Below are 23,993 nucleotides of genomic sequence, written 5' to 3'. Positions count from 1 at the left end.
CCCTCACGGTCCGCGTTTTTTTGTGCATATCGCCAATCTGCCATAGCGCGGCGCGGCCTGTTCCCGTAAATTACACCAAACAGGAGACCCCACATGAAGCTTTTCGTCGGCCTCGGCAATCCCGGTGCAAAATACGCAGGCAATCGCCACAACATCGGCTTTATGGTTGTCGACCGTATCGCCGAAGAGGCAGGGTTCGCGCCATGGCGAGCAAAATTTCAGGGCAAAGTGTCTGAAGGCAAGCTGGGCAGCGAAAAGGTTGTCTTGCTCAAGCCCGAGACCTTTATGAACCTATCCGGTCAATCCGTCGGCGAGGCCATGCGGTTTTACAAACTCGACCCCGCAGACGTGGTGGTCTTTCACGACGAATTGGATTTGGCCCCCGGCAAAGCCCGCGTCAAAACCGGCGGCGGCCATGCAGGGCACAACGGGTTGAGATCAATGCACCAACACATCGGCGCCGATTATGACCGTGTGCGTTTGGGTATTGGGCACCCCGGACACAAAGACCGCGTAGCGGGATATGTGCTGTCTGATTTCGCCAAAGCCGATCAAGACTGGCTGGATGATTTAATCCGTGGTTGCGTTGATGGCGCGGCAGCCTTGGCTGCAGGAGACAGTGCTAAGTTTGGCAACGCTGTGGGCCTGCGTGTAAACCCACCGCGTTCTGGTGGCGGTGGCGGCAAACCGAACGCAAAGCACACCGAGACTGCTGCGCCTGTGACGCCCAAGCCCACAGCACCGAAACAAGACAGCGTGCAACCAGACACACGCAGCCCTTTTGAGAAGCTCAAGGATAAGTTCAAATGATCAACCCGGACACGAGCATGAATGTTCTAGGCGGCCCTTTGGGGCTATGTTCAACAACGCCACTGACAGGCTACTTTCGCGATGGGGCTTGCAACACCTGCACTGAGGATACCGGTTCTCATACAATCTGCGCTGTGATGACGGACGAATTTTTGGCCTATTCCAAGTATGTTGGAAACGACCTGTCGACGCCTCATCCAGAGTTTGGGTTTGCAGGCCTGAAAGCGGGTGATGCCTGGTGCTTGTGCGCGGGGCGTTTTTTGCAAGCCCATGACGAGGGCTGTGCACCCAAGGTCAACCTGGCAGCCACACATTTGCGTGCGCTCGACATCGTGCCCCTAGCGGTCCTGAAATTGCACGCTGCGGACACTGCTTAGCCCCACGACGTCTTCAACAAACTGACGAAACGCAAAACGCAGGGCACCAGAAATACCCTGCGTTTTGTAAATTCAGACCTGTCGAAATACTTTATTCGACGTCGCGCCCTTCGGCACCCATTTTCATGCCAAGGTGACGTGCAACGGTGAAGATGTCTTTGTCCCCACGTCCACACATGTTCATGACGATCACGTGGTCTTTCGGCAATGTTGGCGCGATTTTTATCACATGCGCCAAAGCGTGAGAGGGCTCAAGCGCAGGAATGATACCTTCGGTGCGACACGAGAATTGGAACGCCTCAAGCGCCTCTTTGTCGGTTATCGACACATATTCAGCGCGTTTGGTGTCGTGCAACCATGCATGCTCAGGTCCGATACCAGGGTAATCAAGGCCAGCTGAAATCGAGAATCCTTCCAAGATTTGACCATCGTCATCTTGCAACAAATACGTCCGGTTGCCATGCAGAACGCCAGGGCGTCCGCCCGTCAAAGACGCGCAATGTTCCATCTTGGAATTCACGCCTTTGCCGCCCGCTTCCACGCCGATGATACGTACGCTTTTGTCATCCAAGAACGGGTAGAACAGCCCCATGGCGTTAGACCCACCACCGATGGAGGCAATCACTGTATCAGGCAAACGCCCTTCGCCTTCGTGCTCAGGCAACTGCCAGCGCACTTCTTTGCCGATGATCGCTTGGAAATCGCGCACCATTTCAGGGTAAGGGTGTGGACCAGCCACTGTGCCGATGCAGTAGAACGTGTTGTGGACGTTGGTGACCCAATCGCGCAAACCATCGTTCATCGCGTCTTTCAGCGTGCCACGGCCAGAGGTCACAGGCACCACTTCAGCGCCGAGCAACTTCATACGGAAGACGTTTGGCGCTTGGCGCTCAACATCATGCGCGCCCATGTAGATCACGCATTCAAGACCAAACTTGGCACATACAGTCGCTGTCGCCACGCCGTGCTGACCAGCACCGGTTTCAGCAATAATACGCGTCTTGCCCATACGGCGTGCCAAAATGATTTGGCCTAACACGTTGTTGATTTTATGCGCGCCAGTGTGGTTCAGTTCGTCACGTTTAAGATAAATCTTTGCGCCGCCAAGCTCGTTGGTCATGTTCTCTGCAAAATACAGCGGGCTTGGACGGCCCACGTAGTGCTTCCACAGATAATCCATCTCGGCCCAAAAGCTTGGATCGGTCTTTGCTTTTTCAAACTCTTCCTCAAGACTGAGGATCAAAGGCATCAATGTTTCAGACACAAAGCGTCCGCCATAATTGCCAAAGCGGCCCTTTTCGTCTGGACCATTCATAAAGCTGTTGAAAAGATCGTTCATTTTATCCCTCGAATCCAAACTCAGCTTTTAGCACCTGGAAGAGCTCTTGTGCCGAGTTTTCGTCAAATTGCAGCGTTTGGCTAAGTTTTCCCGGAACATCCCGATCGTCAGAGCCATATGAGTTCAGTTGCAGAATTTTCATTCCATTGCTTTCTGATGCGATATAGCGGCATTCCAAACGTGTCGGATGCAGCGACCTAATTTCCCGGTCCTCATCTTTGCTAATTTTATGTACAAATGCCATCCAAAGTCCCCTTCAAAGAAACAATTAGCGCACAGCTGCCGGGCGGTAAAGCTATGCAGCTTTATCGTGGGGAAAATACTCACATCTTCAGAGGAAAAGTCGAAAGGGATGTTCAAGCTGCGCGGATAGCTTCGATAAAAGCATGGATCTTAGCGGCATTTTTAACACCCGGTGCGCTTTCCACGCCAGAGGACACATCCACCTGCTTGGCACCGGTCAATTGAATGGCCTGCACAACGTTCTCAGGTGTCAAACCACCGGCCAACATCCATGGCGCGTTCCAGCCGCGTTTTGAAATCAGACGCCAGTCAAAGCTCAGCCCATTGCCGCCAGGCAAAGCCGCACTCTTGGGCGCTTTGGCATCTACCAACACCTGATCGCTGACCAACCCGTAGGCATCGAGTGCCTGAATGTCTTGCGGCCCAGCGACACCAACAGCCTTCATCACAGGAAGGCCATAACGCGCACGGATCGCCTTGACCCGTTCTAAGTCTTCCGCGCCGTGTAGCTGCAACATATCGATAGGCACCTCGCCCATCAAATGATCCAGCTCTGCGTCGGTGGCATTCACAACCAAGGCCACTTTGGCCACACCAACAGGCACGTCCAAAGCCAGATCGCGCGCGACAGGCACCGAAACATTGCGGGGAGACTTTTCGAAGAACACAAAACCAAGATATTGCGCGCCCGCTTCAACAGCAGACGCGACGGTTTCGGGCGTTTTCAGCCCGCAAATTTTAACGCGAGTATCCATTTTTTATGACTTTAAGCGTCAAGCAAAGCGAGCACTTCATCGCCTTCAGATTTAGCCTTGGCGACCTTAAGCTTAGACACTTCGCGTGCCAGCTGATCTTTTTCGCGGCGATGTTTGACCGCGGCTGCGCGATGTTTGTATTCGCGCATCCATTCCCAAATGAAACCGATCAACAGCCCCGCGATGATCGCGCCAAAAATAACGATGAACATCGGCAATGAAACTGAATAGCCAATGCCCAAATATTCTGCCAGCTCAGCCGGCAAAAGATCAAGCGTCACAACAGCACGGTTGGCCAAAGCAATAGTGATAAGCGCGACAGCAAGTGCCGCGAGAAAAACATAACGGATGGTGCGCATTGGGCGCTCCTTACTCTTCGTTTAAACGGTCGCGGAGCAACTTGCCGGTTTTGAAAAACGGAACATGTTTTTCATCAACAGGAACACTTTCGCCAGTCCGTGGATTGCGTCCCATTCTGGCATCACGCTTCTTGACTGAAAACGCGCCAAAACCGCGCAGCTCGACACGGTCACCTTTGGCCATAGCTTCGATAATTTCTTCAAAGATCGTATTCACGATCCGCTCGACGTCCCGCTGGTATAGATGCGGGTTGTCGTCTGCGATCTTCTGAATGAGTTCAGATCGGATCATGAAAAGGTCCCCCTAATAAATTGACGCTTCGCCTTCTGAGCATAGCAACCTCCCAAGACTATAGGACGCGAATTTCCATCGTGGAATAGATTCCTTGACTGCTATGTCTGTTTTTTCACCCCTAATGCGCTGATCTTGGGTCAAAATTCTGAAAAAGTACGCATTTTAAGGTACGGGACCACCGATTGGATGCACAAACTTATCCATCCGAACTTTTACGATTCGCTTGCGGGCTACAGATCCAGCACCAATCTGAACAGGCCGTTGCCTGACAATCCTTCGACATTTCGCGATGTGAGCAAAGCTACAAAAAAACGGCCCCGCGCAAAACGCAGGGCCGTCCAATTTTTAAGACTGTATCGCTTGCGCGATATTAGTCTTCAGATTTCAAAGCTGCACCAAGGATATCGCCCAAGGATGCGCCGGAGTCAGAAGACCCGTACTGTTCAACTGCTTCTTTTTCTTCAGCGATTTCACGTGCTTTGATGGACAGGCCAAGACGACGTGTCTTTTGGTCCACATTGGTCACGCGTACGTCAAGCTTGTCGCCAACGTTGAAACGCTCAGGACGCTGGTCAGCGCGATCACGTGCAAGGTCAGAACGACGGATGAAGGATTTCGCGCCTTCATACTCAACTTCAACGCCGCCTTCTTCGATCGCTGTCACAGTGACAGTTACGATAGAGCCGCGTTTCACGCCTTCAACTGCGCCAGAGAAGCTGTCGTCGAGGGCTTTGATGGAGAGAGAAATACGCTCTTTCTCAACGTCAACTTCGGTGACAACCGCTTTAACAACATCCGCTTTGCGGAAGTTCTGGATGGCTTCTTCGCCGCGCTCGTCCCATGACAGGTCGGAGAGGTGAACCATGCCGTCGATGTCGCCTGGGAGACCAACAAACAGACCGAATTCGGTGATGTTTTTGACTTCGCCTTCAACTTGCGTGCCCTCAGGGTGTGTTTCAGCGAACACTTCCCATGGGTTACGTTGAGTCTGTTTGAGACCCAAAGATACGCGACGTTTAGAAGAATCGATTTCCAGAACCATCACTTCTACTTCTTGAGATGTAGAAACGATTTTGCCTGGGTGTACGTTTTTCTTGGTCCAAGACATCTCAGACACGTGTACGAGACCTTCAACACCTGGCTCAAGCTCAACGAATGCGCCGTAGTCAGTGATGTTGGTGACGCGACCCATGTGCACTGTTTCGAGTGCAAATTTGGCTTCAACAGCATCCCAAGGATCATCTTGCAATTGTTTCATGCCCAAGGAGATACGGTGTGTCTCTTTGTTGATTTTGATCACTTGAACGTTGATGCTCTCACCGATTGTGAGGATCTCGGATGGGTGGTTCACACGACGCCATGCCATGTCAGTGACGTGGAGCAAGCCGTCTACGCCGCCAAGGTCAACAAACGCACCATATTCGGTGATGTTCTTAACAACGCCTTCAACAGCTTGACCTTCAGTAAGGTTGCCGATGACTTCAGCGCGCTGTTCTGCACGAGATTCTTCGAGGATAGCACGACGAGAAACAACGATGTTGCCACGACGACGGTCCATTTTAAGAATTTGGAACGGCTGCTTGAGACCCATAAGTGGGCCAGCGTCACGCACGGGGCGTACGTCAACTTGGGAACCTGGCAAGAAGGCCACGGCGCCGCCGAGGTCAACTGTAAAGCCGCCTTTGACGCGACCAAAGATAGCACCGTCAACGCGCTCTTCAGCAGCGTAAGCTTTTTCAAGACGATCCCATGCTTCTTCGCGACGCGCTTTGTCACGAGAAATAACAGCTTCGCCACGTGCGTTTTCAACACGGTCGAGGAACACTTCAACCTCATCGCCAACAGCGATGGAGGGAGCTTCGCCCGGGTTGGAGAATTCTTTAAGGTCAACGCGGCCTTCCATTTTGTAGCCTACATCGATGATGGCTTGGCCAGCTTCGATTGCGATGATTTTACCTTTTACGACAGACCCTTCTTGAGGTGTGTCAATTTCAAAGCTTTCTGCGAGAAGAGCTTCGAAGTCTTCCATAGTGATGTTCTGAGCCATGTGGTCTCAATTTCCTTTTCAAACGTCTATTCGGGCCGTGCGGTTGTCTCCGCAGGTCTTTGGGTTGCATTGGTCATTGAAAACAAAGCGCTTTTGCAAAACAATAAAGGCCAAAGGTTTCCCTTTGGGCCCTGCGTTTCTGCATCTCGCGACTCTTACGGTCTTCTAGACAGGGCAGCACTTAGCCCCGAATCCCCTTAAATGCAAGGGTATTCGGGTAATTTGGGCTCTGGCAAAACGGGTATCGAGGGCGAACTCAGGACGTTCTCAGCTTCACCAAGGCCACCACCTGCGCCACGGCATCTTCGATGCTCATGTTTGAGGTGTCGATGATGGTCGCATCTGCAGCAGGTTTAAGCGGGGCAGCGGCGCGGGCGGAATCGCGCTCGTCGCGTTCGCGCAGGTCGTGCAAAACTTGATCAAGGGTGGTGTCTTCGCCAACAGAAATCAGCTCGGCAAAGCGGCGTGCGGCGCGAACCTCGTCTGAGGCGGTGACGTAGAGTTTCACATCTGCCTCAGGGCAAATCACCGTGCCGATATCGCGCCCATCCAAAACAGCGCCACCAGAGCGGCGCGCGAAAGCCTGTTGAAAGTCGACCAAAGCCTCGCGCACCTCTGCGATGGCAGCCACACGGCTGGCCGCTTGACCTGCATCACCAGAGCGCAGATCGTCGCGTTGCAAATCTTCGGCTGTCAGAGTTTGCGCAGCCTCAAGCGGAGACAGACCTTCAAAGGTTTTGACCCCAGTGGCGCGGTACAAAAGCCCTGTGTCCAAATGCGCAAAGCCAAAGGTTTCGGCCACGGCGCGGGACACTGTCCCCTTGCCTGCCGCAGCAGGTCCATCAATCGCTACACAAAAACTCATGCATTTGTCCTTATTTAGGCGTCAAACATTGCAACCGCTCAGGCAGAGCGCAAGCCAAAGTTTTGCATCAGACGTTTGAACGCGTAACTGATGCGCCAAGATCCGCCATCAGAGCCTCGAACACAGGAAACGACGTCGCAATGGGCGAACCGTCATCAACAGAAACCTTTTCATTTGAGGCCATCCCCATCACAAGAAAGGACATCGCAATGCGGTGATCGATAAAGGTGGCGCATGTCGCGCCGCCTTTGACGCCTTTGGGGCCGCACCCGTGAACGATCAGCGTGTCTTGATCCTCTTCGATTACAACACCGCATTTTTCCAAACCGCGCGCCATGGCATCAATGCGATCGCTTTCCTTCACGCGCAATTCCTTGACGCCTTTCATCACTGTGGTGCCTTCCGCAAAGGATGCGACCACAGACAGAATTGGATATTCGTCGATCATTGACGCTGCACGTGCTGGCGGCACCTCGATGCCTTTAAGCTGAGAGTATTTCACCCGCAGATCGGCCACAGGCTCGCCGCCCTCTTCGCGCTCATTTTCAAATGTGATGTCCGCGCCCATTTCAACAAGCGTGGTGTACAGCCCGTTACGGGTGGTGTTTTGGCTCACGCCAGGCACCATAATGTCAGACCCTTCAACGATCAAAGCCGCACAGACTGGGAAGGCAGCAGAACTTGGATCGCGTGGCACAGCGACGACTTGGGGTTTCAATTCGGGACGACCTGTCAGAGTAATCTTGTAGCCTTCAGCCACTTTTTCACTTACAACCTTAGCCCCAAAACCGCGCAACATGCGCTCGGTGTGGTCCCGCGTGGCTTCCTTTTCGATCACCACGGTTTTACCCGGCGCATTCAGCCCCGCCAAAAGCACGGCAGATTTCACCTGAGCCGATGGCATTGGTGTTGAGTATTCCACAGGCGTTGGATCGCCAGTGCCCACAAGTGTCAGCGGCAAGCGCCCGCCGGAACGGCCTACAGACGTGGTGCCAAACAAGGCCAAAGGATCGGTCACGCGACCCATAGGACGTTTGTTCAAAGAGGCATCGCCGGTAAAGGTCACAGCGAAAGGTGACGTGGCCACACAGCCCATGATCAAGCGTACACCGGTGCCAGAATTGCCGCAATCGATCACATTGTCAGGCTCGGAAAATCCGCCAACACCAACGCCGTGCACTGACCATTCGCCTGCGCCGTGATCCACGACCTCCGCGCCCAGCGCTTGCATGGCTTTGGCGGTGTCTAACACGTCTTGGCCCTCAAGCAGGCCAGTGATCTTTGTCTCACCCACGGCCATCGCGCCGAAAATCAACGCGCGGTGCGAAATGGATTTGTCGCCAGGCACAGAGGCCACGCCAGACAAAGGGCCAGATTTGCGGGACGTCATCGGAATGGGGGTGCCGTGGCCGGACATGGGTCTCTCCTCATACAGCGCGGGCGCTGATACATCATTTGCAGAATTGATAGCGCAAACAGAAAATAGGGTCCATCCGCGTCGTCGTCATAAAGCCAACTTTGGTGGTCAATTTTGGCATCATCCGCTTAGGGGCGGCGGAACGTCATGTAATGCGGCGTGCGGCCTTCGCGCAGCGCTTTTTGCTCATAGCGCGTCGAAATCCAATCCGGCCAAGACACATTCAGATCTTTCGGGTCGCCTTCAAAGACAAACCCTGCCTTTGGCACCTCTTTCATCGTTTGGCGCACATAATCAGGAATGTCTGTGGCCACGCGAAATTCAGTGCCCGGCTTCATCGCTTTGAACAGCGGCACCAAGTGTTCTTGCGTCACGAAACGCCTGCGGTGATGACGCGATTTTGGCCAAGGGTCAGGGTAGTTCAAAAACGCCTTTTCCAAGCTTTCATCAGGCACAACATCAAATAGATCGCGCACATCGCCGGGATGCACCCAGATGTTTTGCGTGCCGAGCTTGCGGATTTTACCCAAAAGCATAGCGACACCGTTTATGAACGGCTCGCAACCGATGATTTCGACCTGCGGATAGGTGTCGCCCATATGCACCAAATGCTCGCCACCGCCGAACCCAATTTCCAGCCACACAGGTTTGCCTTTGAATTTGGATTCCATGTCTATAGGCGTGCGATCAGGATTGACGTCCCACCCCACGCCACCAGGGGCCAGCGCATCTAGATCCTCCACCAGGTAGTCTTTTTGCGCTTGGTTCATCGTCTTGCCATGGATGCGGCCATAGAAATTGCGCCAAGGCGCACCGGATTGGTGCGCACCGGGAGGCCTCTTTTTGGGTGTGTTCTTATCAGTCATGGGCAGCGATTTATCAGGGGTTTAGCGCGGCGGCAACCATTGCCTGACATCACAGCTGACACCTTGGCACGGCTTAGGCCAGTTGGATCACAAATAATCCGCCAATCATCATTGCTATACCAAGCCCGCGCAGCGCTGTGATCTGGTTTTGCACTGCCCCAAAAAGACCAAATTGATCTATCAAGGCCGCCGCAACCATTTGCCCCAAAAGCACAACGAACACAGCATTTCCCACGCCGAATCTTGGCGCAATTGTCGTGATCGAAACAATATAGAAGGCAAACAGCACGCCCCCGAGAAACAGATACCATGGCTGCGCAAAGATATTTGCAAAACCATCTCCTTGCTCGAAAAACACTTTATAAGTCAAAGCAGCCGCACAGGCGACAGATGTCAAGATCGCTGCAGCGATTGCGGGTGATCCTAACCGCGCACCAAGCTGCGCGTTCATCGCCGCAAAAATCGGTATTCCAATACCTGCAAAAAACATCATCACAGGGTCACGCAAACTCTCAGACATAGCTCTTTCCTTAATCACTGCCTCTGCGACTCAATTGCGATATCGTCTGTCGCGTGCTCTTGGCCGTGATCGACACATATAACAGGTGCTTTTGCAAGTCACCCACGCCCGCGATAGGGTGGCACGCCTTGGTCGGGAATCCACAGATCCTTGGGCTCTGGCCCAGAGGCCCAAAACACATCGATCGGAATACCGCCGCGTGGATACCAATATGCTCCAATGCGCAGCCATTCAGGGTCCAACAATTCCGTCAATCTCTTGCCTATATAGACGGAACAATCCTCGTGAAATGCGCCATGATTGCGAAATGACCCCAAAAACAGTTTGAGCGACTTGCTTTCAACCAACCAATCACGCGGCACGTAATCGATCATTAAATGACCAAAATCAGGCTGACCTGTCATGGGGCAAAGAGAGGTAAATTCAGGCGCAGTAAAGCGCACGGCGTAACGCTCGCCTGCATGGGTATGCGGCACCCGTTCGAGTTGGGCATCGTCTGGAGAATTGGGCAATTTTGTTGCGCCACCCAGCTGCGTGAGTTTGCTTGTGTCTGTTTGAACCATGGGTCACCTTTGAAATTTTAGCCTATTCTAACCTTGGCCCAAACAAAGCAAAAGGGCGAGGTTGCCCCCGCCCTTTGAAAATGCCAGATGACGCGACTGTTAGATTGCGTTGATCAGGGCTTGCACCAAATCAGTGCGTTCCCACGAGAAACCACCATCAGCCTCAGGGGCGCGACCAAAGTGACCGTATGCTGCCGTGCGCGCATAGATTGGCTTGTTCAAATCAAGATGGGTGCGAATACCGCGTGGCGTGAGATCCATAACCTTTGGAATGGCCGCCTCGATCAGCGCCGGGTCTGTATCGCCAGTGCCATGCAGATCAGCATAGATCGACAAGGGCGCAGAGACACCAATCGCGTAAGACAATTGGATCGTGCAGCGCTTGGCCAAGCCAGCCGCCACAACGTTTTTCGCCAAATAGCGCGCAGCATAGGCCGCAGAGCGATCCACTTTGGTCGGATCTTTGCCAGAGAACGCGCCACCACCGTGAGGGGCAGCACCGCCGTATGTATCAACAATGATTTTGCGCCCTGTCAGGCCCGCATCACCATCAGGACCGCCGATGACAAATTTACCTGTTGGATTCACGTGCCACACAGTTTCTGGCGTGATCCACCCTTCGGGCAAGACCTCCAAAATATACGGCGTGATCAGATCACGCACATCTGCTGACGACATGGACTCGTCAAGGTGCTGTGTGGATAAAACCAAGGATGAAATGCCGACGGGTTTGCCGTCACGATATTGCACAGACAATTGTGATTTCGCATCCGGCCCCAAGCGTGGCTCGGTACCGTTTTTGCGCACTTCGGCCAAACGACGCAAAATCGCATGGGCGTATTGGATCGGCGCAGGCATAAGCGCTTCGGTCTCATCCGTGGCATAGCCAAACATGATCCCTTGATCGCCTGCGCCTTCGTCTTTATCGCCAGCCGCATCAACACCTTGGGCGATATGTGCTGATTGTTCGTGCAGATAGTTAGACACTTTGAGCGTGTTCCAATGGAACTTATCCTGCTCATAGCCGATGTCACGCACGCAGTCGCGCACGATACCGTCAATTCTCCCCATGTATTCGGTGAGTTTTTCGGGATCAGACAGGCCAACTTCGCCGCCGATCACAACGCGATCTGTGGTCGCAAATGTTTCGGCTGCAACCCGTGCTTCGGGTTCTTCGGTCAAAAATGCATCTAGAACGGCATCGGAGATGCGATCACACACTTTATCGGGGTGGCCTTCGGAAACAGATTCCGAGGTGAAAATATAATCTTTACGAGACATGGGGTGGTGCTCCGTTTTTTCATGTCGCCCATCACGTCAGGAAGCCGTTGTGGCGGGCCGATATGGTAAGTGCGATATAGCGCTGCCTTGGTAGGGTCAAACTGTTTTTCGAGAACGTCGACCAAGTGGCAACAGATATGTACTTAGCGCAAGAAGGCTTAAAAAACCAAAAACGCCCTGTTCGCCAAAGCGCGCATAAAACGTAGGCGGCAGTGCTGCGGGCAGCGCTGCGGTCACAGCCCCCGCCTGCCCCAACGGGATAAATGCTTGAATGCGACCGCGCGCATCAGTGATGGCTGAAATGCCGGTATTGGCCGCGCGCACCATCGGCAGGCCGGTTTCAATGGCTCGGAATCTGGCTTGTGCAAGGCTTTGTTGCGGGCCCGTTAGAGTGCCAAACCAAGCGTCATTGGTGATCTGTAGCAACCAATCGGGCCGCTCAACACTGCGGGCATCACGCGGAAAAATCGCCTCGTAACAGATCAACGGCAACGCTTTGCCCAAAGCGCCAAAGTCGAACAACATCTCGTCTTGGCCTGCTGAGAACCCAAAGCCAGCTTGCGCCGTGAACGTCCGCAAACCGATAGCCGTCATGAGTTTAGGCAAAGGCATATATTCGCCAAATGGCACCAAATGGCGCTTGTCATAAATTGCCTCAACGGTGCCATTCGCGCCAATCACTGCGGCGGAATTATACCCTTGAAAGCCTTCAACACGTTGCAGGCCAACGACAGCTGTTGCGGCCCCAGAGCGCTCAGCCACCAGTTCAAGATAAGTCTCAGCTGCATAAAGAGGAGTCGGTATCGATGTTTCGGGCCAAATGACCAGATCAGCACCTTCTGGAGCCGACAAATCCAAGGCGCGCTCGAAAAAGATAGGAATATAAGCGGGGTCCCATTTGAGGTGTTGTGTCGCATTGGGTTGGACGATGCGCAAACTGTGGGGTGTATCCTGTGGCACAGGTGAATTGAGGTGCCACGCGCCCAAACCAAGCAAAGCCGCAAATCCCAGAACGGGGATAAGCGCCGCGCGCAAGGTGCGCACCAAACAGGCATGAGCAAACAATGCAGCAAGGCCAAAGGTCAACGCCGTGAGGCCATAAGGGCCAACAAAGGCAGCAAGCTGTGCCACGGGGGTGTCGAGCCAAATATAGGCAGGCAAGGCCCAAGGAAAACCGGTAAACAGATAGCCGCGCAGCAGTTCTGCTAGCGACCAAAAGACCGTAAGCGTCAACAGCCCTGCGCCAAAGCGTTTGGAACAATAAAAGGCGGCACTCCAAAAAAGAGCCAAGCCCCCTGCCATCCCAAACAAAGCGAAGGGGATCATCCATCCGTGGCGTGCAGGCTCGACCAAAAACGGTTCTGCGATCCAAAAAATGGAGCTTAAAAACGTGCCAAAGCCAAGCCACCAGCCCAGCGCCGCCGATTCGCGGGGCGTTTTGGCGCCCACAAAAAGGTAGGCGCCAATACTCAACCCGATAAGCGCAATTGGCCAGGCTTGTAGGGGCGCTTGCCCAAGCCCCCCCGTTAAGCCAGCTAGAAAAGCGATGCAACGCTGCGCGCGGACAGCGCCGTAAAGGCGCTGCGCCAACGACATGTTAGGCCTCAGCCGTTTCTGGAGTGACGGGCAAAACCTGTGCTTTAGGGGCCTTGGCTGCGTTGGGTAAGCGCACACGAATGCGTTTTATCCGGCGTGGATCTGCATCGATGATTTCGAACTCAGCCCCTGACTCATGGGGGATCACTTCACCACGTACAGGTACGCGTCCGGTGAGCAAGAACACCAACCCGCCAAGTGTGTCGATCTCTTCTTCGGCGTCTTCTGGCGTGAGACGCATCCCGATTTCATTCTCGAACTCATCCATCGGCGTTTTGGCCTGTGCCACATAGATTCCATCGCCCTGCAGTGTCCAAAGCTCATCTTCATCGACGTCATGTTCGTCTTCGATTTCGCCGATCACCTGTTCGACCAAATCTTCGAGCGTGACCAAACCGTCAACCCCGCCATATTCGTCGATGACCAAAGCCATATGGGTACGATCAGACTGCATCTTCGTCAGCAACACACCGATGGGCATCGACGGCGGAGCAAAGATCAGCGGGCGCAGCATTTTTGACAGATCAAAATCTTCACCCTTGCCGTTAAACCCGTGAGTAAGTGCGAAATCTTTGAGGTGGATAAGCCCAACAGGTGTGTCGAGCGTCCCGTCGTACACTGGTAAACGCGTATTGCCGCTTTCGCGGAAAACTCTCACCAAATCGTCTTTCTTGATGTCAGACGGCACGGCAGTCATATCCGCTTTGGGCACAGCTACATCATCAACCCGCTTAGAGCGCAGGTTCATCATGCCCAAGCGCCGCAATTGAACAGGCTCGCGCTGTTGCGGCACACTTGTGCTGGGCACATCGTTGTCTGATGATGAGAATGAAGACAATGCACGTGTGATCCAGCTCGGTTTAGAAGCTTCTGGCACGGGGCCATACACATCAGGTGTGTCTTGCGTCGGAGAGAGGCTCATTTCTGAGAGTCTCTTGGGGTCTGGGCGCGCGCAATGCGCTGCCGTAGAAGACCCAGGCTCGGTGTCGCCCATGTGTCCTTTCCAAAATTGATAGCCGAAATGCGGCCTAATGTCCTAATATGGGTCAGGTATACCTAAAGTTTCAAGTAGTTCTGACTCAAGTTGTTCCATTAGCGATGCATCTGCATCACTAATATGGTCATAACCCAGCAAATGTAAAATTCCGTGAACAGTCAAATGGGTCACATGGTGCTCAAACGGCTTGCCTGCATCACGCGCTTCTGCATCACATGTGTCGTATGAAATGGCGATATCACCCAACTCAATAGTGCCAAAGACATCTGCTTCAGGCAGCTGTGGCACGCAGCCTTCATCTGCGCCACGTTCCTGCGCAGGCCAAGACAGCACATTGGTGGCTTTATCTTTTTCGCGAAAATCCGCATTCAGCTCTTTGATACGCGCATCGTCGCAAGCCAAAATAGAGACCTCGCAATCGTCTGCATCAAGTTCCAAACGCTTGCATATTGTTCTTAAGGCCACACCTGATATGGCCTCAAGATCGAGGGCATCGTTCCACCGCGCATCGACGATATCTATATCTATATGCATACGCAAAGCGCCTTATGTTCAAGCTTCATCAGCAAAAAAAACGCTGCAAGTCGGATAATTCTACCGCCAGGCCTCCCGCTTATCTTGCCTCATCAGCCTCATAGGCTTCAATGATCGCCGCGACAAGCGGATGACGCACCACGTCTTTAGAGGTGAAGTAATTGAACGAGACCTTTTTAACCCCCGCCAAAACCCGTTCGGCATCCCGCAAGCCTGAGGCCATGCCACGCGGCAAATCGATCTGGGTGCGATCACCCGTGATCACCATACGAGAGCCCTCGCCCAAACGGGTCAGGAACATCTTCATTTGCATCGTCGTGGCATTTTGTGCTTCATCCAAAACCACAAACGCGCGGCTCAAGGTGCGACCACGCATAAAGGCCAGCGGCGCGATTTCGATGGTTTTTTCTTCTTTGAGTTTCGAAATCAACTTGGCAGGCAAAAAATCATCCAGCGCATCATAAAGCGGCTGCATGTAAGGATCGACTTTTTCGCCCATATCACCCGGCAAAAAGCCCAAACGTTCGCCTGCTTCCACAGCAGGGCGCGATAGAATGATTTTGTCCACATGGCCGTTGATGAACATATTCACGCCCACGGCCACAGCCAGATACGTCTTGCCCGTACCCGCAGGCCCAATGCCAAAGGCCAATTCGTTGTTGTACAGGCTTTCTACATAGGTTTTTTGCGCTTGAGTGCGCGGCTCAATCGTTTTCTTACGGGTTTTGATCTCAGAGCCCGTGCCTTTGAACATCTCGATTTGGTCGGCTGGGAACGCACCATCACCACGACGCGCATCCACTTTACCAGACTGAGCTTTGTTGCCTTTGCCCATGCGAATGGTTCCGGCGATCTCGCCTTCGTCGATATCGCGTCCAGCGTCCAATTTCAGGTAAAGTTCTGTCAGGGTCGAGCAAGCCAGTTCGCGTGGCTCTTCTTCGCCCATAACAGCCAAGATATTCCCACGTCGTACAATTTGAACCGAAAGGTTGGTTTCGATCTGCGCCAAATTGCGGTCGTATTCACCGCACAGGTCAATTAGCGATCGGTTATCATCAAACTCAAGCAGAGTTTCAAAACCGTTTTCTTGTGTTCGCGGGGGTGTCAGCGCGCTGGTGGCCAAATGTCTCTCCGACTCTAAAGGGCTATAACCCAATGGTGCCAAGGGATTGTGGTCAGCGCAAGCCATGATACAAAATATTCACACAGTCGTGCAAAATTTGGCGCATCCTTAGTCACCGCGTCAGTTCTACTGTCAGTGCTGATCAACAAAAAAGCCGCCCCCAAAGGAGCGGCTTTTAAACAACTGAATGTTCGAAACCTTAAATCGCGTCACCAAAGACTGATCCTGATTTAAACGGACCAATCGCTGTGTTTGGAGCAGCAGAACCTGAACAAACGGGTTTACCATATTTGTCAACGCGTGGAGACAAATAGCCCTCTACACCATCATCGATGATCCAGTGGTCACACCCAATGGGGTCAATCCAGATACCCGCTTGCAATTGCGACAGATGCTTGGCGTCAAGCCCGCGGTCAATTGTTTTGTCTTGTTTTCCACCAGAGGATACACCTTCGGTTACAACGCTTTCACATGCTGACAAGGAAGCAGCGACACCAAGAATGGCAATGACTTTGATAGCTTTCATTCTTTCGCTCCTTACTTGATACAGATAATTTCAACACGGCGGTTTTTTTGCATGCCTGCAGCCGTCCCGTTGGACGCGATTGGCATACGCTCACCGTACCCACGAACATCCGCGATGCGTGCGCCTGTGCCGGTTGCAATTTTCGCAACGGCATTGGCACGATTGTAGCTCAGACGCATGTTGTATTCGTCTGACGCGCGGCTGTCTGTGTGGCCAATGACAGTGTAAGCTGTGGCACCCGCTTGCGCGAAGAAGTCTGTAAGACGTTTGCGACCCGCCGCAGAAATCGTATACTTATCTGTTGCGAAAAGCTGGTCTGAATTCATAACAGCACAAGCCTGAACGGGGTGACACGTTGGGTTGCCCTGACGATCAACTTTAAGGTCCATGTAGCCCTCAACACCGTCATCCATGACCCAGTGTTCGCATCCATCGGGATCGATCCAAATGGTGGGCGCATAGCGTTCGCCATTCACTGTACCAGAAATCACTTGTGCCTGCGCGGCAGTTCCAACGAAAGCCGTGGCGGCGATCAAAGAGCCCGCAAGTACTGCTCGTCCTTTAGAAAGAAGTTCGTTTACCACGTCTTCAGTCCCCCTTGTTAACGTTTTCGGAGTATTTCACTATACACCCCAACATAAACCACGTTTTGGCGCTCTACTCACAAATATAGGGGTAAGATAGCAAACTTCGTGGCGTTGTGAAGAAAATTCACCACATATTGTGTCGATACAGGCTACTATCCCTAAAATGTGGCCACATTGTCAATTCTAGGGAAATCGCCGTGCCATTTTTTTCAACGCTCCGGCGCAAATCGGTCGCGTTGCAAGCAAGACCTTGGATCAGTCGATCAACTTGCCCTCTAAAGAATTCGTCTTGCTTTGGGTGATTCTCACAGTACGGATATCACCAATTGCGACCACTTCAACGGGGGCGTGAACGGCATGCAGATATTCGGATTTCCCGATCATTTGCCCCTCAAGGCGACCTTTTTTCTCGAACAACACGGACACATCGCGGCCCACCATGCTTTCTTGGAACGCATATTGCTGCTCGGTAATCAACGCTTGCAGGCGGTGAAGACGCTCCATAGCCACATCGTGCTCGACCATTTTATCGTCTTTTTCTGCAGCAGGTGTTCCCGGACGCGGAGAGTATTTGAATGAATAAGCCGAGGCGTAGCCAACCTCACGCACAAGCGCCATCGTGTCTTCGAAATCTTGTTCTGTCTCACCAGGGAAGCCAACAATAAAGTCGCCGGACAAGGCCATGTCAGGACGCGCCTCACGCATGCGCTCCATCAAGCGGATGTACTGTTCGGCCGTGTGCTTACGGTTCATCGCTTTGAGGATTTTGTTCGATCCAGATTGCACGGGCAGGTGCAGGTACGGCATCAATTTTTCGCAATCACCATGCGCTGCGATTAAGTCGTCTTCCATGTCATTAGGATGAGATGTGGTGAAACGGATACGCTCCAACCCATCAACTTTCGCCAAATTACGAATGAGCTTTGCTAAGCCCCAAGTGTCTTTCGAGCCGCCTGACGCCTGACCATGATAGGCATTAACATTCTGGCCCAAAAGCGTAATCTCGCGCACGCCACGTTCGACCAAATCCTGCGCCTCGCGCAGAACGCGGTCCGCTGGACGCGACACTTCGGCACCACGCGTATAGGGCACAACACAAAAGGCGCAGAATTTATCGCAGCCCTCTTGGACTGTTAAAAACGCTGCTGGCGCACGGCGCGCTTTGGGGCGGTTTGGCATGGCTGTGAATTTATCAATCTCTGGAAAATCCGTATCAACAGCCGTAACGCCATTGCCCACTTTGGCTTCCAGTTCGGGCAGACGGTGATAGGCTTGCGAGCCCACAACCAAGTCGACCATGGGTTGGCGTCGGATGATCTCTTCACCCTCGGCTTGCGCCACACAGCCCGCAACGCCAATTTTAAGGTTCGGGTTCGCCAGCTTAATGTCTTTATAGCGTCCAAGATCTGAATAGACCTTTTCGGCCGCTTTTTCGCGGATGTGACACGTGTTGAGCAAAATCATATCAGCCTCTTCGGGGCTGCTGACCTCGGCATATCCCGATCCGCCCAGCGCCTCGACCATACGCTCGGAATCGTAAACGTTCATCTGGCAGCCGTAGGTTTTTACGAACAGCTTTTTAAGTTCAGCTTTTGTATCAGCCTTGGTGTCAGACATGCTATTGATCCGTGCGTTTAGGAGGTGTATTTGCTGTGTCTAGCTACACAAAAGCGAAGCGCCTTGCAATCCACTGTGCACGTGGTCTATTTGGCCATCAGCGCACAATAGCTGGCCAGTGAGATCAATTTGCCAATTCTTCCACCAAAAATTGTTTCCGTAACGCTTGCAATCCAATGTTATTCATGGCTTTTTCACCGAAAGCGGCAACACTACCATGTGGTGTGCAGGAGACATGATGCGTTTTGACAGCTTAGAGACTTTTCTAAAGGACGGCGCGAGCGCTTTGGCCAAGGGGCCAGTGGCGATTGTTTTTGCCGAAGACCTTATCGAGGTCGATACATGCGTGCGTCATCATTTATCGTTGGGATTCAAATCTTTGATCCTGCTTGGCCCTGACACAATAACCCTACCACCAGCAGTCGAATTAAAAGTCCATAGAGTCGTCTATGACACCCGCGCCCCAAATATGCTGACCAACGCGGTCAACGCCTTGATTGCGGCCGCACCCGGCATCTGGATGTACTATTGCTATAATGCTGAATATTTATTCTATCCGTTCTGCGAAAACCGGACGGTTGGCGACATGTTGATTTTCCATACTGAAGAGCGCCGCTTTGGAATGCTCACTTATGTGGTTGATCTGTACGCGGGCGATTTGGGGGATGCCCCTAATGCAGTCTCTTTAGAAGACGCGCATTTGGACAAATCTGGTTACTACGCATTGGGCCGCTCTACCGTTGATGGCCCCAAAGAACGCCAGCTCGACTTTTTCGGCGGGCTGCGGTGGCGGTTTGAAGAACACATGCCCGCCACGCGACGTCGCATTGATCGCATTGCCATTTTCAAATCCCAAAAAGGGCTGGAACTGCGCGAAGACCACACGTTCAACATGGAAGAATACAATACGTTTTCATGCCCGTGGCACCACAACATCACAGCCGCCATTGGCAGTTTTCGAACCGCAAAAGCATTAAAGTCCAATGCTGGGTCGGCCTTTGATATCGAAACGTTCCGCTGGCACAACTCGATCGAGTTTGAATGGCATTCGCAACAGCTGCTTGATCTGGGCCTCATGGAGCCGGGTCAATGGTTTTGAGTGCTAGGCACAGCTGTTTAAAATTGACATGGCGCTGTTTCTACCCAAGCCTCAATTGCAGCCGCGTTACGCTCATTTGAATTAAATTTTTTCCATGTCGCGAGCCTTACCTCCAGCCGAACATCGCTTCCGCGCCTACATGAAGTCGTTCGACCATTTGCAATAGATGCCTTGTAAGATGCCCACACTGTGGCACAGCTCGACGATGCTGTCCTCCCGACACAACCATACCCAGATTACATCAAATTGGTCAGCTTATGCTTGAACGACAATAACATGAAGAATTGGCGATCCCTTGAGGACTCGAACCTCAAACCTGCTGCTTAGAAGGCAGCTGCTCTATCCAGTTGAGCTAAGGGACCACTGTGTGCGTTTTTGCGTGACTGGCGCGGGATTATCAAGCCGAAATCGCAACTATATGCGACTCATATTGGGTCTTGGTGGCGCAAGTGCACATGCCTCAGAACATCGCTGCGCTTGGCGTTTGAAGCTGGCGCGATTTATGCAACAAAAAGGCCCTTTGCAAGCAAGGAGCCTTTCACCGTGGTTGCCATTGGTGTCAGTGCGTCCAAACCGTGCGGCGTGCTGTCGCGAAATTTTCGCCGTAGCCACCTTTGCGAATTTTATGCGCGCGTTTTTGTGGCTCACTCACTGTGAAGGCCATGCCTTTGTCTTCGGCATAAGCAATTGCGGCCTCTTTGCTGTCGAATTTCATGCGCACTTGGGCTTGTGTGTCTGTGCTGGAGGTCCACCCCATCAAAGGATCAATATCGCGCGCACTGGCAGGCGCAAAATCCAAAACCCAGTCTTTGGTCTTGGCTTGACCGGACTGCATTGCATTGCGGGCTGGCTGATAAATACGGGCGCGCATTGGGGACTCCTTGTTTGTTATTCGGGTTATCTCTGTTTCCGAGATGCATTTCAAGTCAAACCACGCTTAGATCATCGGGATAAAGCCTCAAATGACGCCATAAACAGGCCAAAGTATGCCTCATGAGCACGTAAGACAAAAATTTAAGGGGTAAGGGGGTGACTGCCCGACCTTGAATGCGGAGCGAGGGGTGCTGGGGTGTACATTCAATGTCGAGCAGTCTTTTTCGCTGCTTGCCAGATTAAGCTAAAATGCGATCCATTTTTACGCAAGGAAAAATACCGTTAAGATTGTATAATTTTAAATAAAACTCGCCCTAAAGTGGTGATCCTTTATTAACTAATCTAAATTTGGAGGGGTAAGGCACTGACGTTGCCCTAAATACATTAGATCTCAATGACGAAACGTGGGCCCAAAAGGCCTCCTGCCCCGTTTTTCACAGACTCAGTAAGTTATACTGACAGTTCTTGCCAGTCATAGCCTTGAACCTTTGCCGCCGCAGCGCAAGTATAGGGCAACCTCTAAAGGACTTTTCCGCATGGCCTACGCCCACAACGACAAACGCACACTCGACGACAGTGCGGTTCTGTCCAACCCTGCCCCTGACATCGCCGCGCGCCCCAAGCTTGAGGGCGGCAAACGGTTCATCATGCACTCCAATTTTGAACCCGCAGGTGACCAACCTGCCGCGATCAAAGAAATATCTGCGGCGATCAATGCGGGCGAACACGATCAGGTGCTTTTGGGCGCTACAGGCACGGGCAAAACCTTCACCATGGCGAAAGTCATCGAAGAAACCCAGCGCCCCGCCATCATCTTGGCCCCCAACAAAACACTTGCAGCGCAGCTGTACGGCGAATTCAAAGGCTTTTTTCCTGAAAACGCTGTCGAATATTTCGTGTCTTACTACGACTACTACCAACCCGAGGCCTACGTGGCCCGCTCTGATACCTTCATCGAAAAAGAAAGCCAGATTAATGAGCAGATCGACCGCATGCGTCACTCGGCCACGCGGGCTTTGTTGGAACGTGATGATGTGATCATCGTGGCTTCTGTGTCTTGCATCTATGGCATCGGGTCTGCGGAAACCTACGGCGCGATGACGCAAGATCTCAGCGTGGGTGGTGATTACGACCAGCGCCAAGTCATCGCTGATCTCATCGCGCAGCAATACAAACGCAACGATCACGGATTTCAACGCGGTACGTTTCGTGTGCGGGGTGACAGTCTTGAGATTTGGCCCGCTCACTTGGATGACCGTGCTTGGCGCTTGTCATTCTTTGGCGAAGAGCTGGAAAGCATCACCGAATTTGATCCGCTGACCGGCGAGAAAACCGATACGTTCAAACAGGTGCGCGTCTACGCCAACTCGCATTATGTGACACCGCAAAAGACCATCAAGCAGGCCATCGTGAGCATCAAGAAAGAGCTCAAAATGCGGCTTGATCAATTCAACAACGAAGGCAAATTGCTAGAGGCCCAACGCCTTGAGCAGCGCACCAATTTTGACCTTGAGATGCTTGAGGCCACAGGCGTGTGCAACGGTATTGAAAACTATTCGCGATACCTCACGGGGCGCGCGCCGGGCGAGCCGCCCCCCACCCTGTTCGAATTTATTCCAGATCGCGCCATCGTGTTTGCCGATGAATCCCATGTGTCTGTGCCGCAGATCGGCGGCATGTACAAAGGTGACTTTAGACGCAAAACCACACTGGCCGAACATGGCTTTCGCCTGCCCTCGTGCATGGACAACAGGCCTTTGAAGTTTGAGGAATGGGACGCCATGCGCCCGCAATCGGTGTTTGTCTCTGCCACGCCCAAAGATTGGGAACTGGAACTCACGGGCGGGGTGTTCACCGAACAAATCATTCGCCCGACGGGCCTTTTGGACCCCGTGGTGGAAATCCGTCCTGTGGACACACAGGTCGATGATTTGCTGGACGAAGTGCGCAAACAGGCTGCAAACAATTCCCGCGTTTTGGTAACCACGCTGACCAAACGCATGTCCGAAGACCTGACAGAATACCTGCACGAACAAGGCGTGCGGGTGCGCTATATGCACTCGGAAATTGACACCATCGAGCGGATCGAGATTTTGCGCGATCTGCGGCTTGGGGCCTTTGATGTGCTCATTGGCATCAACCTGTTGCGTGAGGGTTTGGACATTCCCGAATGTGGATTGGTGGCGATTTTGGATGCCGATAAAGAAGGCTTTCTACGCTCTGAGACCTCGCTTATCCAAACCATTGGCCGTGCTGCGCGCAATGCCGAAGGCCGCGTGATTTTGTACGCTGATAAAATCACCGGATCAATGGAACGCGCCATGGGCGAAACGACCCGCCGCCGCGCCAAACAGATGGCCTATAACGAGAAACACGGCATCACCCCGATGACGGTAAAAAAGAACGTCGAAGACGTCTTGGCAGGGCTGTACAAAGGCGATGTCGACATGAACCGCGTCACCGCCACCATCGATGCGCCGCTTGCAGGGGGCAATCTGGCCACCGTGCTGGACGGCCTACGCACCGATATGCGCAAAGCCGCCGAGAACCTAGAGTTCGAAGAAGCCGCAAGACTGCGCGACGAAGTTAAACGGTTGGAAGCCGTGGAACTGGCCGTCGCCGATGATCCGCTGGCGAAACAGGCCGATGTTGAGAAGGCAGTCGTGGATGCCAAGACCGCATCAGGAAGATCAACCGGAGGCCGAGGCGGTATGCGTGGCGGGAATGCTGGACGTCGGGGGCGGAAATAATGAGTATATTGCTCAGCTCTAAAAGCCACTGGGCGAATGAATTAAAGGTCAGATCAAGTCGAGCCAAAATCGCAGAGGAGTTCCTTAAAATTGATGACATAGCTACGTTGTCAGACATCTTAATAATCGGCTCAACTATCTCACGCCGTTTACTCGAAGAAGGTAAACATGGGGCTGCCGCAAGAGACCTTGGCGAGTATCATTTTGCGAGCAGTACATGTCTTAAATTGGATAAACTGCGACGAAAGAACGTGAACCTAAAGGGATGCTTGGAACTTAAAGATCCTCAGAAACCTAAAATCGGCCCCAAAAGACCCCAATTCTCGGTCAATGGCCACAAAACCCTGACTTACTACGACTTATTTTCTCAAATTTTGCATTCGGATCCACTGCAACTTTGGAAATCGCCGATCAGCGAAAGTCCGTGTTTTTATGTCGCATCCACAGAACATTCCTCTACGAAGCAACTATTCTATCGAGTTAGCTGGCAGGATTACGCCAATATTCTCGACGAAATTTCAAATACGCTGATCGAAGAGTGAACCATCCAAATG

25 protein-coding genes, 1 tRNA gene and 1 riboswitch are annotated in these 23,993 nt (G+C 52.7%); of the genes, 5 read left to right on the top strand and 21 right to left on the bottom strand.

All coding sequences use genetic code 11. The annotated features are described in order from the left end of the window. Positions 1–93 precede the first annotated feature (93 nt). Positions 94–810 carry an aminoacyl-tRNA hydrolase gene (gene pth / locus WNY38_RS11925; protein WP_342857561.1) on the top strand — a complete coding sequence of 239 codons (717 nt, stop codon included), beginning with the start codon at positions 94–96 and terminating at the stop codon, positions 808–810. Then, the gene (locus WNY38_RS11920) at positions 807–1,187 is read left to right on the top strand and encodes a DUF2237 domain-containing protein (RefSeq protein WP_342857560.1); all 381 of its coding nucleotides are present in this window, start codon (positions 807–809) and stop codon (positions 1,185–1,187) included. Before pth ends, WNY38_RS11920 begins: the two co-directional genes overlap by 4 nt. A gap of 91 nt (positions 1,188–1,278) precedes the next feature. Here WNY38_RS11920 and trpB read toward each other — a convergent pair whose 3' ends face one another. The 19 genes from trpB to miaB all read right to left on the bottom strand — a co-directional run bounded on the left by trpB (position 1,279) and on the right by miaB (position 18,717). Then, the gene (gene trpB / locus WNY38_RS11915) at positions 1,279–2,526 is read right to left on the bottom strand and encodes a tryptophan synthase subunit beta (protein WP_342857559.1); all 1,248 of its coding nucleotides are present in this window, start codon (positions 2,524–2,526) and stop codon (positions 1,279–1,281) included. 1 nt (position 2,527) lies between these two features. Next, entirely contained in the window at positions 2,528–2,770 is a 243-nt protein-coding gene (locus WNY38_RS11910; protein WP_342857558.1) for a hypothetical protein, read from the bottom strand. Between the two features lie 112 nt (positions 2,771–2,882). After that, entirely contained in the window at positions 2,883–3,524 is a 642-nt protein-coding gene (locus tag WNY38_RS11905; RefSeq protein ID WP_342857557.1) for a phosphoribosylanthranilate isomerase, read from the bottom strand. Positions 3,525–3,535: 11 nt separating this feature from the next. Further along, positions 3,536–3,883 carry a LapA family protein gene (locus WNY38_RS11900; protein WP_342857556.1) on the bottom strand — a complete coding sequence of 116 codons (348 nt, stop codon included), beginning with the start codon at positions 3,881–3,883 and terminating at the stop codon, positions 3,536–3,538. Between the two features lie 10 nt (positions 3,884–3,893). Then, the gene (gene ihfB / locus WNY38_RS11895; protein WP_085848881.1) at positions 3,894–4,175 is read right to left on the bottom strand and encodes an integration host factor subunit beta; all 282 of its coding nucleotides are present in this window, start codon (positions 4,173–4,175) and stop codon (positions 3,894–3,896) included. A 373-nt stretch (positions 4,176–4,548) separates the two neighbouring features. Next, positions 4,549–6,225, bottom strand: a complete 1,677-nt coding sequence (rpsA, locus tag WNY38_RS11890; RefSeq protein ID WP_342857555.1) for a 30S ribosomal protein S1 — start codon at positions 6,223–6,225, stop codon at positions 4,549–4,551. A gap of 256 nt (positions 6,226–6,481) precedes the next feature. Beyond that, positions 6,482–7,090 carry a d(CMP) kinase gene (locus WNY38_RS11885; RefSeq protein ID WP_342857553.1) on the bottom strand — a complete coding sequence of 203 codons (609 nt, stop codon included), beginning with the start codon at positions 7,088–7,090 and terminating at the stop codon, positions 6,482–6,484. Between the two features lie 67 nt (positions 7,091–7,157). Beyond that, positions 7,158–8,507: a 3-phosphoshikimate 1-carboxyvinyltransferase gene (gene aroA / locus WNY38_RS11880; protein WP_342857552.1), complete on the bottom strand. Its 1,350-nt coding sequence runs from the start codon at positions 8,505–8,507 to the stop codon at positions 7,158–7,160. Positions 8,508–8,635: 128 nt separating this feature from the next. Beyond that, a complete protein-coding gene (locus tag WNY38_RS11875; RefSeq protein WP_342857551.1) occupies positions 8,636–9,373 on the bottom strand; it encodes a tRNA (guanine(46)-N(7))-methyltransferase TrmB in 738 nt (245 codons plus the stop codon). A gap of 73 nt (positions 9,374–9,446) precedes the next feature. Next, positions 9,447–9,893, bottom strand: a complete 447-nt coding sequence (locus WNY38_RS11870; protein WP_342857550.1) for a DMT family transporter — start codon at positions 9,891–9,893, stop codon at positions 9,447–9,449. Between the two features lie 98 nt (positions 9,894–9,991). After that, positions 9,992–10,456 carry a preQ(1) synthase gene (gene queF, locus WNY38_RS11865; protein WP_342857549.1) on the bottom strand — a complete coding sequence of 155 codons (465 nt, stop codon included), beginning with the start codon at positions 10,454–10,456 and terminating at the stop codon, positions 9,992–9,994. A 99-nt stretch (positions 10,457–10,555) separates the two neighbouring features. Beyond that, on the bottom strand, positions 10,556–11,737 hold the full coding sequence (gene metK / locus WNY38_RS11860; protein ID WP_342857548.1) for a methionine adenosyltransferase: 1,182 nt from the start codon (positions 11,735–11,737) through the stop codon (positions 10,556–10,558). 7 nt (positions 11,738–11,744) lie between these two features. Then, positions 11,745–11,796, bottom strand: a riboswitch (SAM-SAH riboswitch). Positions 11,797–11,833: 37 nt separating this feature from the next. Next, complete coding sequence (gene lnt / locus WNY38_RS11855; RefSeq protein ID WP_342857547.1) at positions 11,834–13,333, bottom strand: apolipoprotein N-acyltransferase; 1,500 nt, start codon at positions 13,331–13,333, stop codon at positions 11,834–11,836. Position 13,334: 1 nt separating this feature from the next. Next, positions 13,335–14,327: a transporter associated domain-containing protein gene (locus tag WNY38_RS11850; RefSeq protein WP_342857546.1), complete on the bottom strand. Its 993-nt coding sequence runs from the start codon at positions 14,325–14,327 to the stop codon at positions 13,335–13,337. Between the two features lie 42 nt (positions 14,328–14,369). After that, a complete protein-coding gene (ybeY, locus tag WNY38_RS11845) occupies positions 14,370–14,864 on the bottom strand; it encodes an rRNA maturation RNase YbeY (protein WP_342857545.1) in 495 nt (164 codons plus the stop codon). Positions 14,865–14,943: 79 nt separating this feature from the next. After that, a complete protein-coding gene (locus WNY38_RS11840) occupies positions 14,944–15,987 on the bottom strand; it encodes a PhoH family protein (RefSeq protein ID WP_342857544.1) in 1,044 nt (347 codons plus the stop codon). A 199-nt stretch (positions 15,988–16,186) separates the two neighbouring features. Further along, a complete protein-coding gene (locus WNY38_RS11835) occupies positions 16,187–16,513 on the bottom strand; it encodes a hypothetical protein (RefSeq protein ID WP_342857543.1) in 327 nt (108 codons plus the stop codon). An 11-nt stretch (positions 16,514–16,524) separates the two neighbouring features. After that, positions 16,525–17,097: an OmpA family protein gene (locus tag WNY38_RS11830; RefSeq protein WP_342857542.1), complete on the bottom strand. Its 573-nt coding sequence runs from the start codon at positions 17,095–17,097 to the stop codon at positions 16,525–16,527. A gap of 258 nt (positions 17,098–17,355) precedes the next feature. After that, positions 17,356–18,717: a tRNA (N6-isopentenyl adenosine(37)-C2)-methylthiotransferase MiaB gene (miaB, locus tag WNY38_RS11825; protein ID WP_342857541.1), complete on the bottom strand. Its 1,362-nt coding sequence runs from the start codon at positions 18,715–18,717 to the stop codon at positions 17,356–17,358. A 238-nt stretch (positions 18,718–18,955) separates the two neighbouring features. On the opposite strand from miaB, the gene WNY38_RS11820 reads away from it, so the two are divergent. Beyond that, positions 18,956–19,816: a hypothetical protein gene (locus tag WNY38_RS11820; protein ID WP_342857573.1), complete on the top strand. Its 861-nt coding sequence runs from the start codon at positions 18,956–18,958 to the stop codon at positions 19,814–19,816. Positions 19,817–20,101: 285 nt separating this feature from the next. Here the strand turns inward: WNY38_RS11820 and WNY38_RS11815 are convergent. Together WNY38_RS11815 and WNY38_RS11810 are read right to left on the bottom strand one after the other, a co-directional pair. Further along, positions 20,102–20,178 (bottom strand) — tRNA-Arg (locus WNY38_RS11815). A 197-nt stretch (positions 20,179–20,375) separates the two neighbouring features. Next, positions 20,376–20,687 carry an ETC complex I subunit gene (locus WNY38_RS11810; RefSeq protein ID WP_342857540.1) on the bottom strand — a complete coding sequence of 104 codons (312 nt, stop codon included), beginning with the start codon at positions 20,685–20,687 and terminating at the stop codon, positions 20,376–20,378. A 538-nt stretch (positions 20,688–21,225) separates the two neighbouring features. On the opposite strand from WNY38_RS11810, the gene uvrB reads away from it, so the two are divergent. Continuing rightward, on the top strand, positions 21,226–23,439 hold the full coding sequence (uvrB, locus tag WNY38_RS11805) for an excinuclease ABC subunit UvrB (protein ID WP_342857539.1): 2,214 nt from the start codon (positions 21,226–21,228) through the stop codon (positions 23,437–23,439). After that, entirely contained in the window at positions 23,439–23,981 is a 543-nt protein-coding gene (locus WNY38_RS11800; protein ID WP_342857538.1) for a hypothetical protein, read from the top strand. The genes uvrB and WNY38_RS11800 overlap by 1 nt, the downstream gene beginning before the upstream one ends. Positions 23,982–23,993 lie beyond the last annotated feature (12 nt).

Source organism: Pacificibacter sp. AS14, assembly GCF_038899935.1.
Lineage (GTDB): Bacteria > Pseudomonadota > Alphaproteobacteria > Rhodobacterales > Rhodobacteraceae > Celeribacter.
This window is presented reverse-complemented; position numbering and strand designations above follow the sequence as displayed.

What these genes read in the sequence shown, in the direction of transcription:
- pth (WP_342857561.1), top strand. Translation starts at nt 94, where the DNA reads ATGAAGCTTTTCGTCGGCCTCGGCAATCCCGGTGCAAAATACGCAGGC.
- WNY38_RS11920 (WP_342857560.1), top strand. Translation starts at nt 807, where the DNA reads ATGATCAACCCGGACACGAGCATGAATGTTCTAGGCGGCCCTTTGGGG.
- trpB (WP_342857559.1), bottom strand. Translation starts at nt 2,526, where the DNA reads ATGAACGATCTTTTCAACAGCTTTATGAATGGTCCAGACGAAAAGGGC.
- WNY38_RS11910 (WP_342857558.1), bottom strand. Translation starts at nt 2,770, where the DNA reads ATGGCATTTGTACATAAAATTAGCAAAGATGAGGACCGGGAAATTAGG.
- WNY38_RS11905 (WP_342857557.1), bottom strand. Translation starts at nt 3,524, where the DNA reads ATGGATACTCGCGTTAAAATTTGCGGGCTGAAAACGCCCGAAACCGTC.
- WNY38_RS11900 (WP_342857556.1), bottom strand. Translation starts at nt 3,883, where the DNA reads ATGCGCACCATCCGTTATGTTTTTCTCGCGGCACTTGCTGTCGCGCTT.
- ihfB (WP_085848881.1), bottom strand. Translation starts at nt 4,175, where the DNA reads ATGATCCGATCTGAACTCATTCAGAAGATCGCAGACGACAACCCGCAT.
- rpsA (WP_342857555.1), bottom strand. Translation starts at nt 6,225, where the DNA reads ATGGCTCAGAACATCACTATGGAAGACTTCGAAGCTCTTCTCGCAGAA.
- WNY38_RS11885 (WP_342857553.1), bottom strand. Translation starts at nt 7,090, where the DNA reads ATGAGTTTTTGTGTAGCGATTGATGGACCTGCTGCGGCAGGCAAGGGG.
- aroA (WP_342857552.1), bottom strand. Translation starts at nt 8,507, where the DNA reads ATGTCCGGCCACGGCACCCCCATTCCGATGACGTCCCGCAAATCTGGC.
- WNY38_RS11875 (WP_342857551.1), bottom strand. Translation starts at nt 9,373, where the DNA reads ATGACTGATAAGAACACACCCAAAAAGAGGCCTCCCGGTGCGCACCAA.
- WNY38_RS11870 (WP_342857550.1), bottom strand. Translation starts at nt 9,893, where the DNA reads ATGTCTGAGAGTTTGCGTGACCCTGTGATGATGTTTTTTGCAGGTATT.
- queF (WP_342857549.1), bottom strand. Translation starts at nt 10,456, where the DNA reads ATGGTTCAAACAGACACAAGCAAACTCACGCAGCTGGGTGGCGCAACA.
- metK (WP_342857548.1), bottom strand. Translation starts at nt 11,737, where the DNA reads ATGTCTCGTAAAGATTATATTTTCACCTCGGAATCTGTTTCCGAAGGC.
- lnt (WP_342857547.1), bottom strand. Translation starts at nt 13,333, where the DNA reads ATGTCGTTGGCGCAGCGCCTTTACGGCGCTGTCCGCGCGCAGCGTTGC.
- WNY38_RS11850 (WP_342857546.1), bottom strand. Translation starts at nt 14,327, where the DNA reads ATGGGCGACACCGAGCCTGGGTCTTCTACGGCAGCGCATTGCGCGCGC.
- ybeY (WP_342857545.1), bottom strand. Translation starts at nt 14,864, where the DNA reads ATGCATATAGATATAGATATCGTCGATGCGCGGTGGAACGATGCCCTC.
- WNY38_RS11835 (WP_342857543.1), bottom strand. Translation starts at nt 16,513, where the DNA reads ATGAAAGCTATCAAAGTCATTGCCATTCTTGGTGTCGCTGCTTCCTTG.
- miaB (WP_342857541.1), bottom strand. Translation starts at nt 18,717, where the DNA reads ATGTCTGACACCAAGGCTGATACAAAAGCTGAACTTAAAAAGCTGTTC.
- WNY38_RS11820 (WP_342857573.1), top strand. Translation starts at nt 18,956, where the DNA reads ATGCGTTTTGACAGCTTAGAGACTTTTCTAAAGGACGGCGCGAGCGCT.
- WNY38_RS11810 (WP_342857540.1), bottom strand. Translation starts at nt 20,687, where the DNA reads ATGCGCGCCCGTATTTATCAGCCAGCCCGCAATGCAATGCAGTCCGGT.
- uvrB (WP_342857539.1), top strand. Translation starts at nt 21,226, where the DNA reads ATGGCCTACGCCCACAACGACAAACGCACACTCGACGACAGTGCGGTT.
- WNY38_RS11800 (WP_342857538.1), top strand. Translation starts at nt 23,439, where the DNA reads ATGAGTATATTGCTCAGCTCTAAAAGCCACTGGGCGAATGAATTAAAG.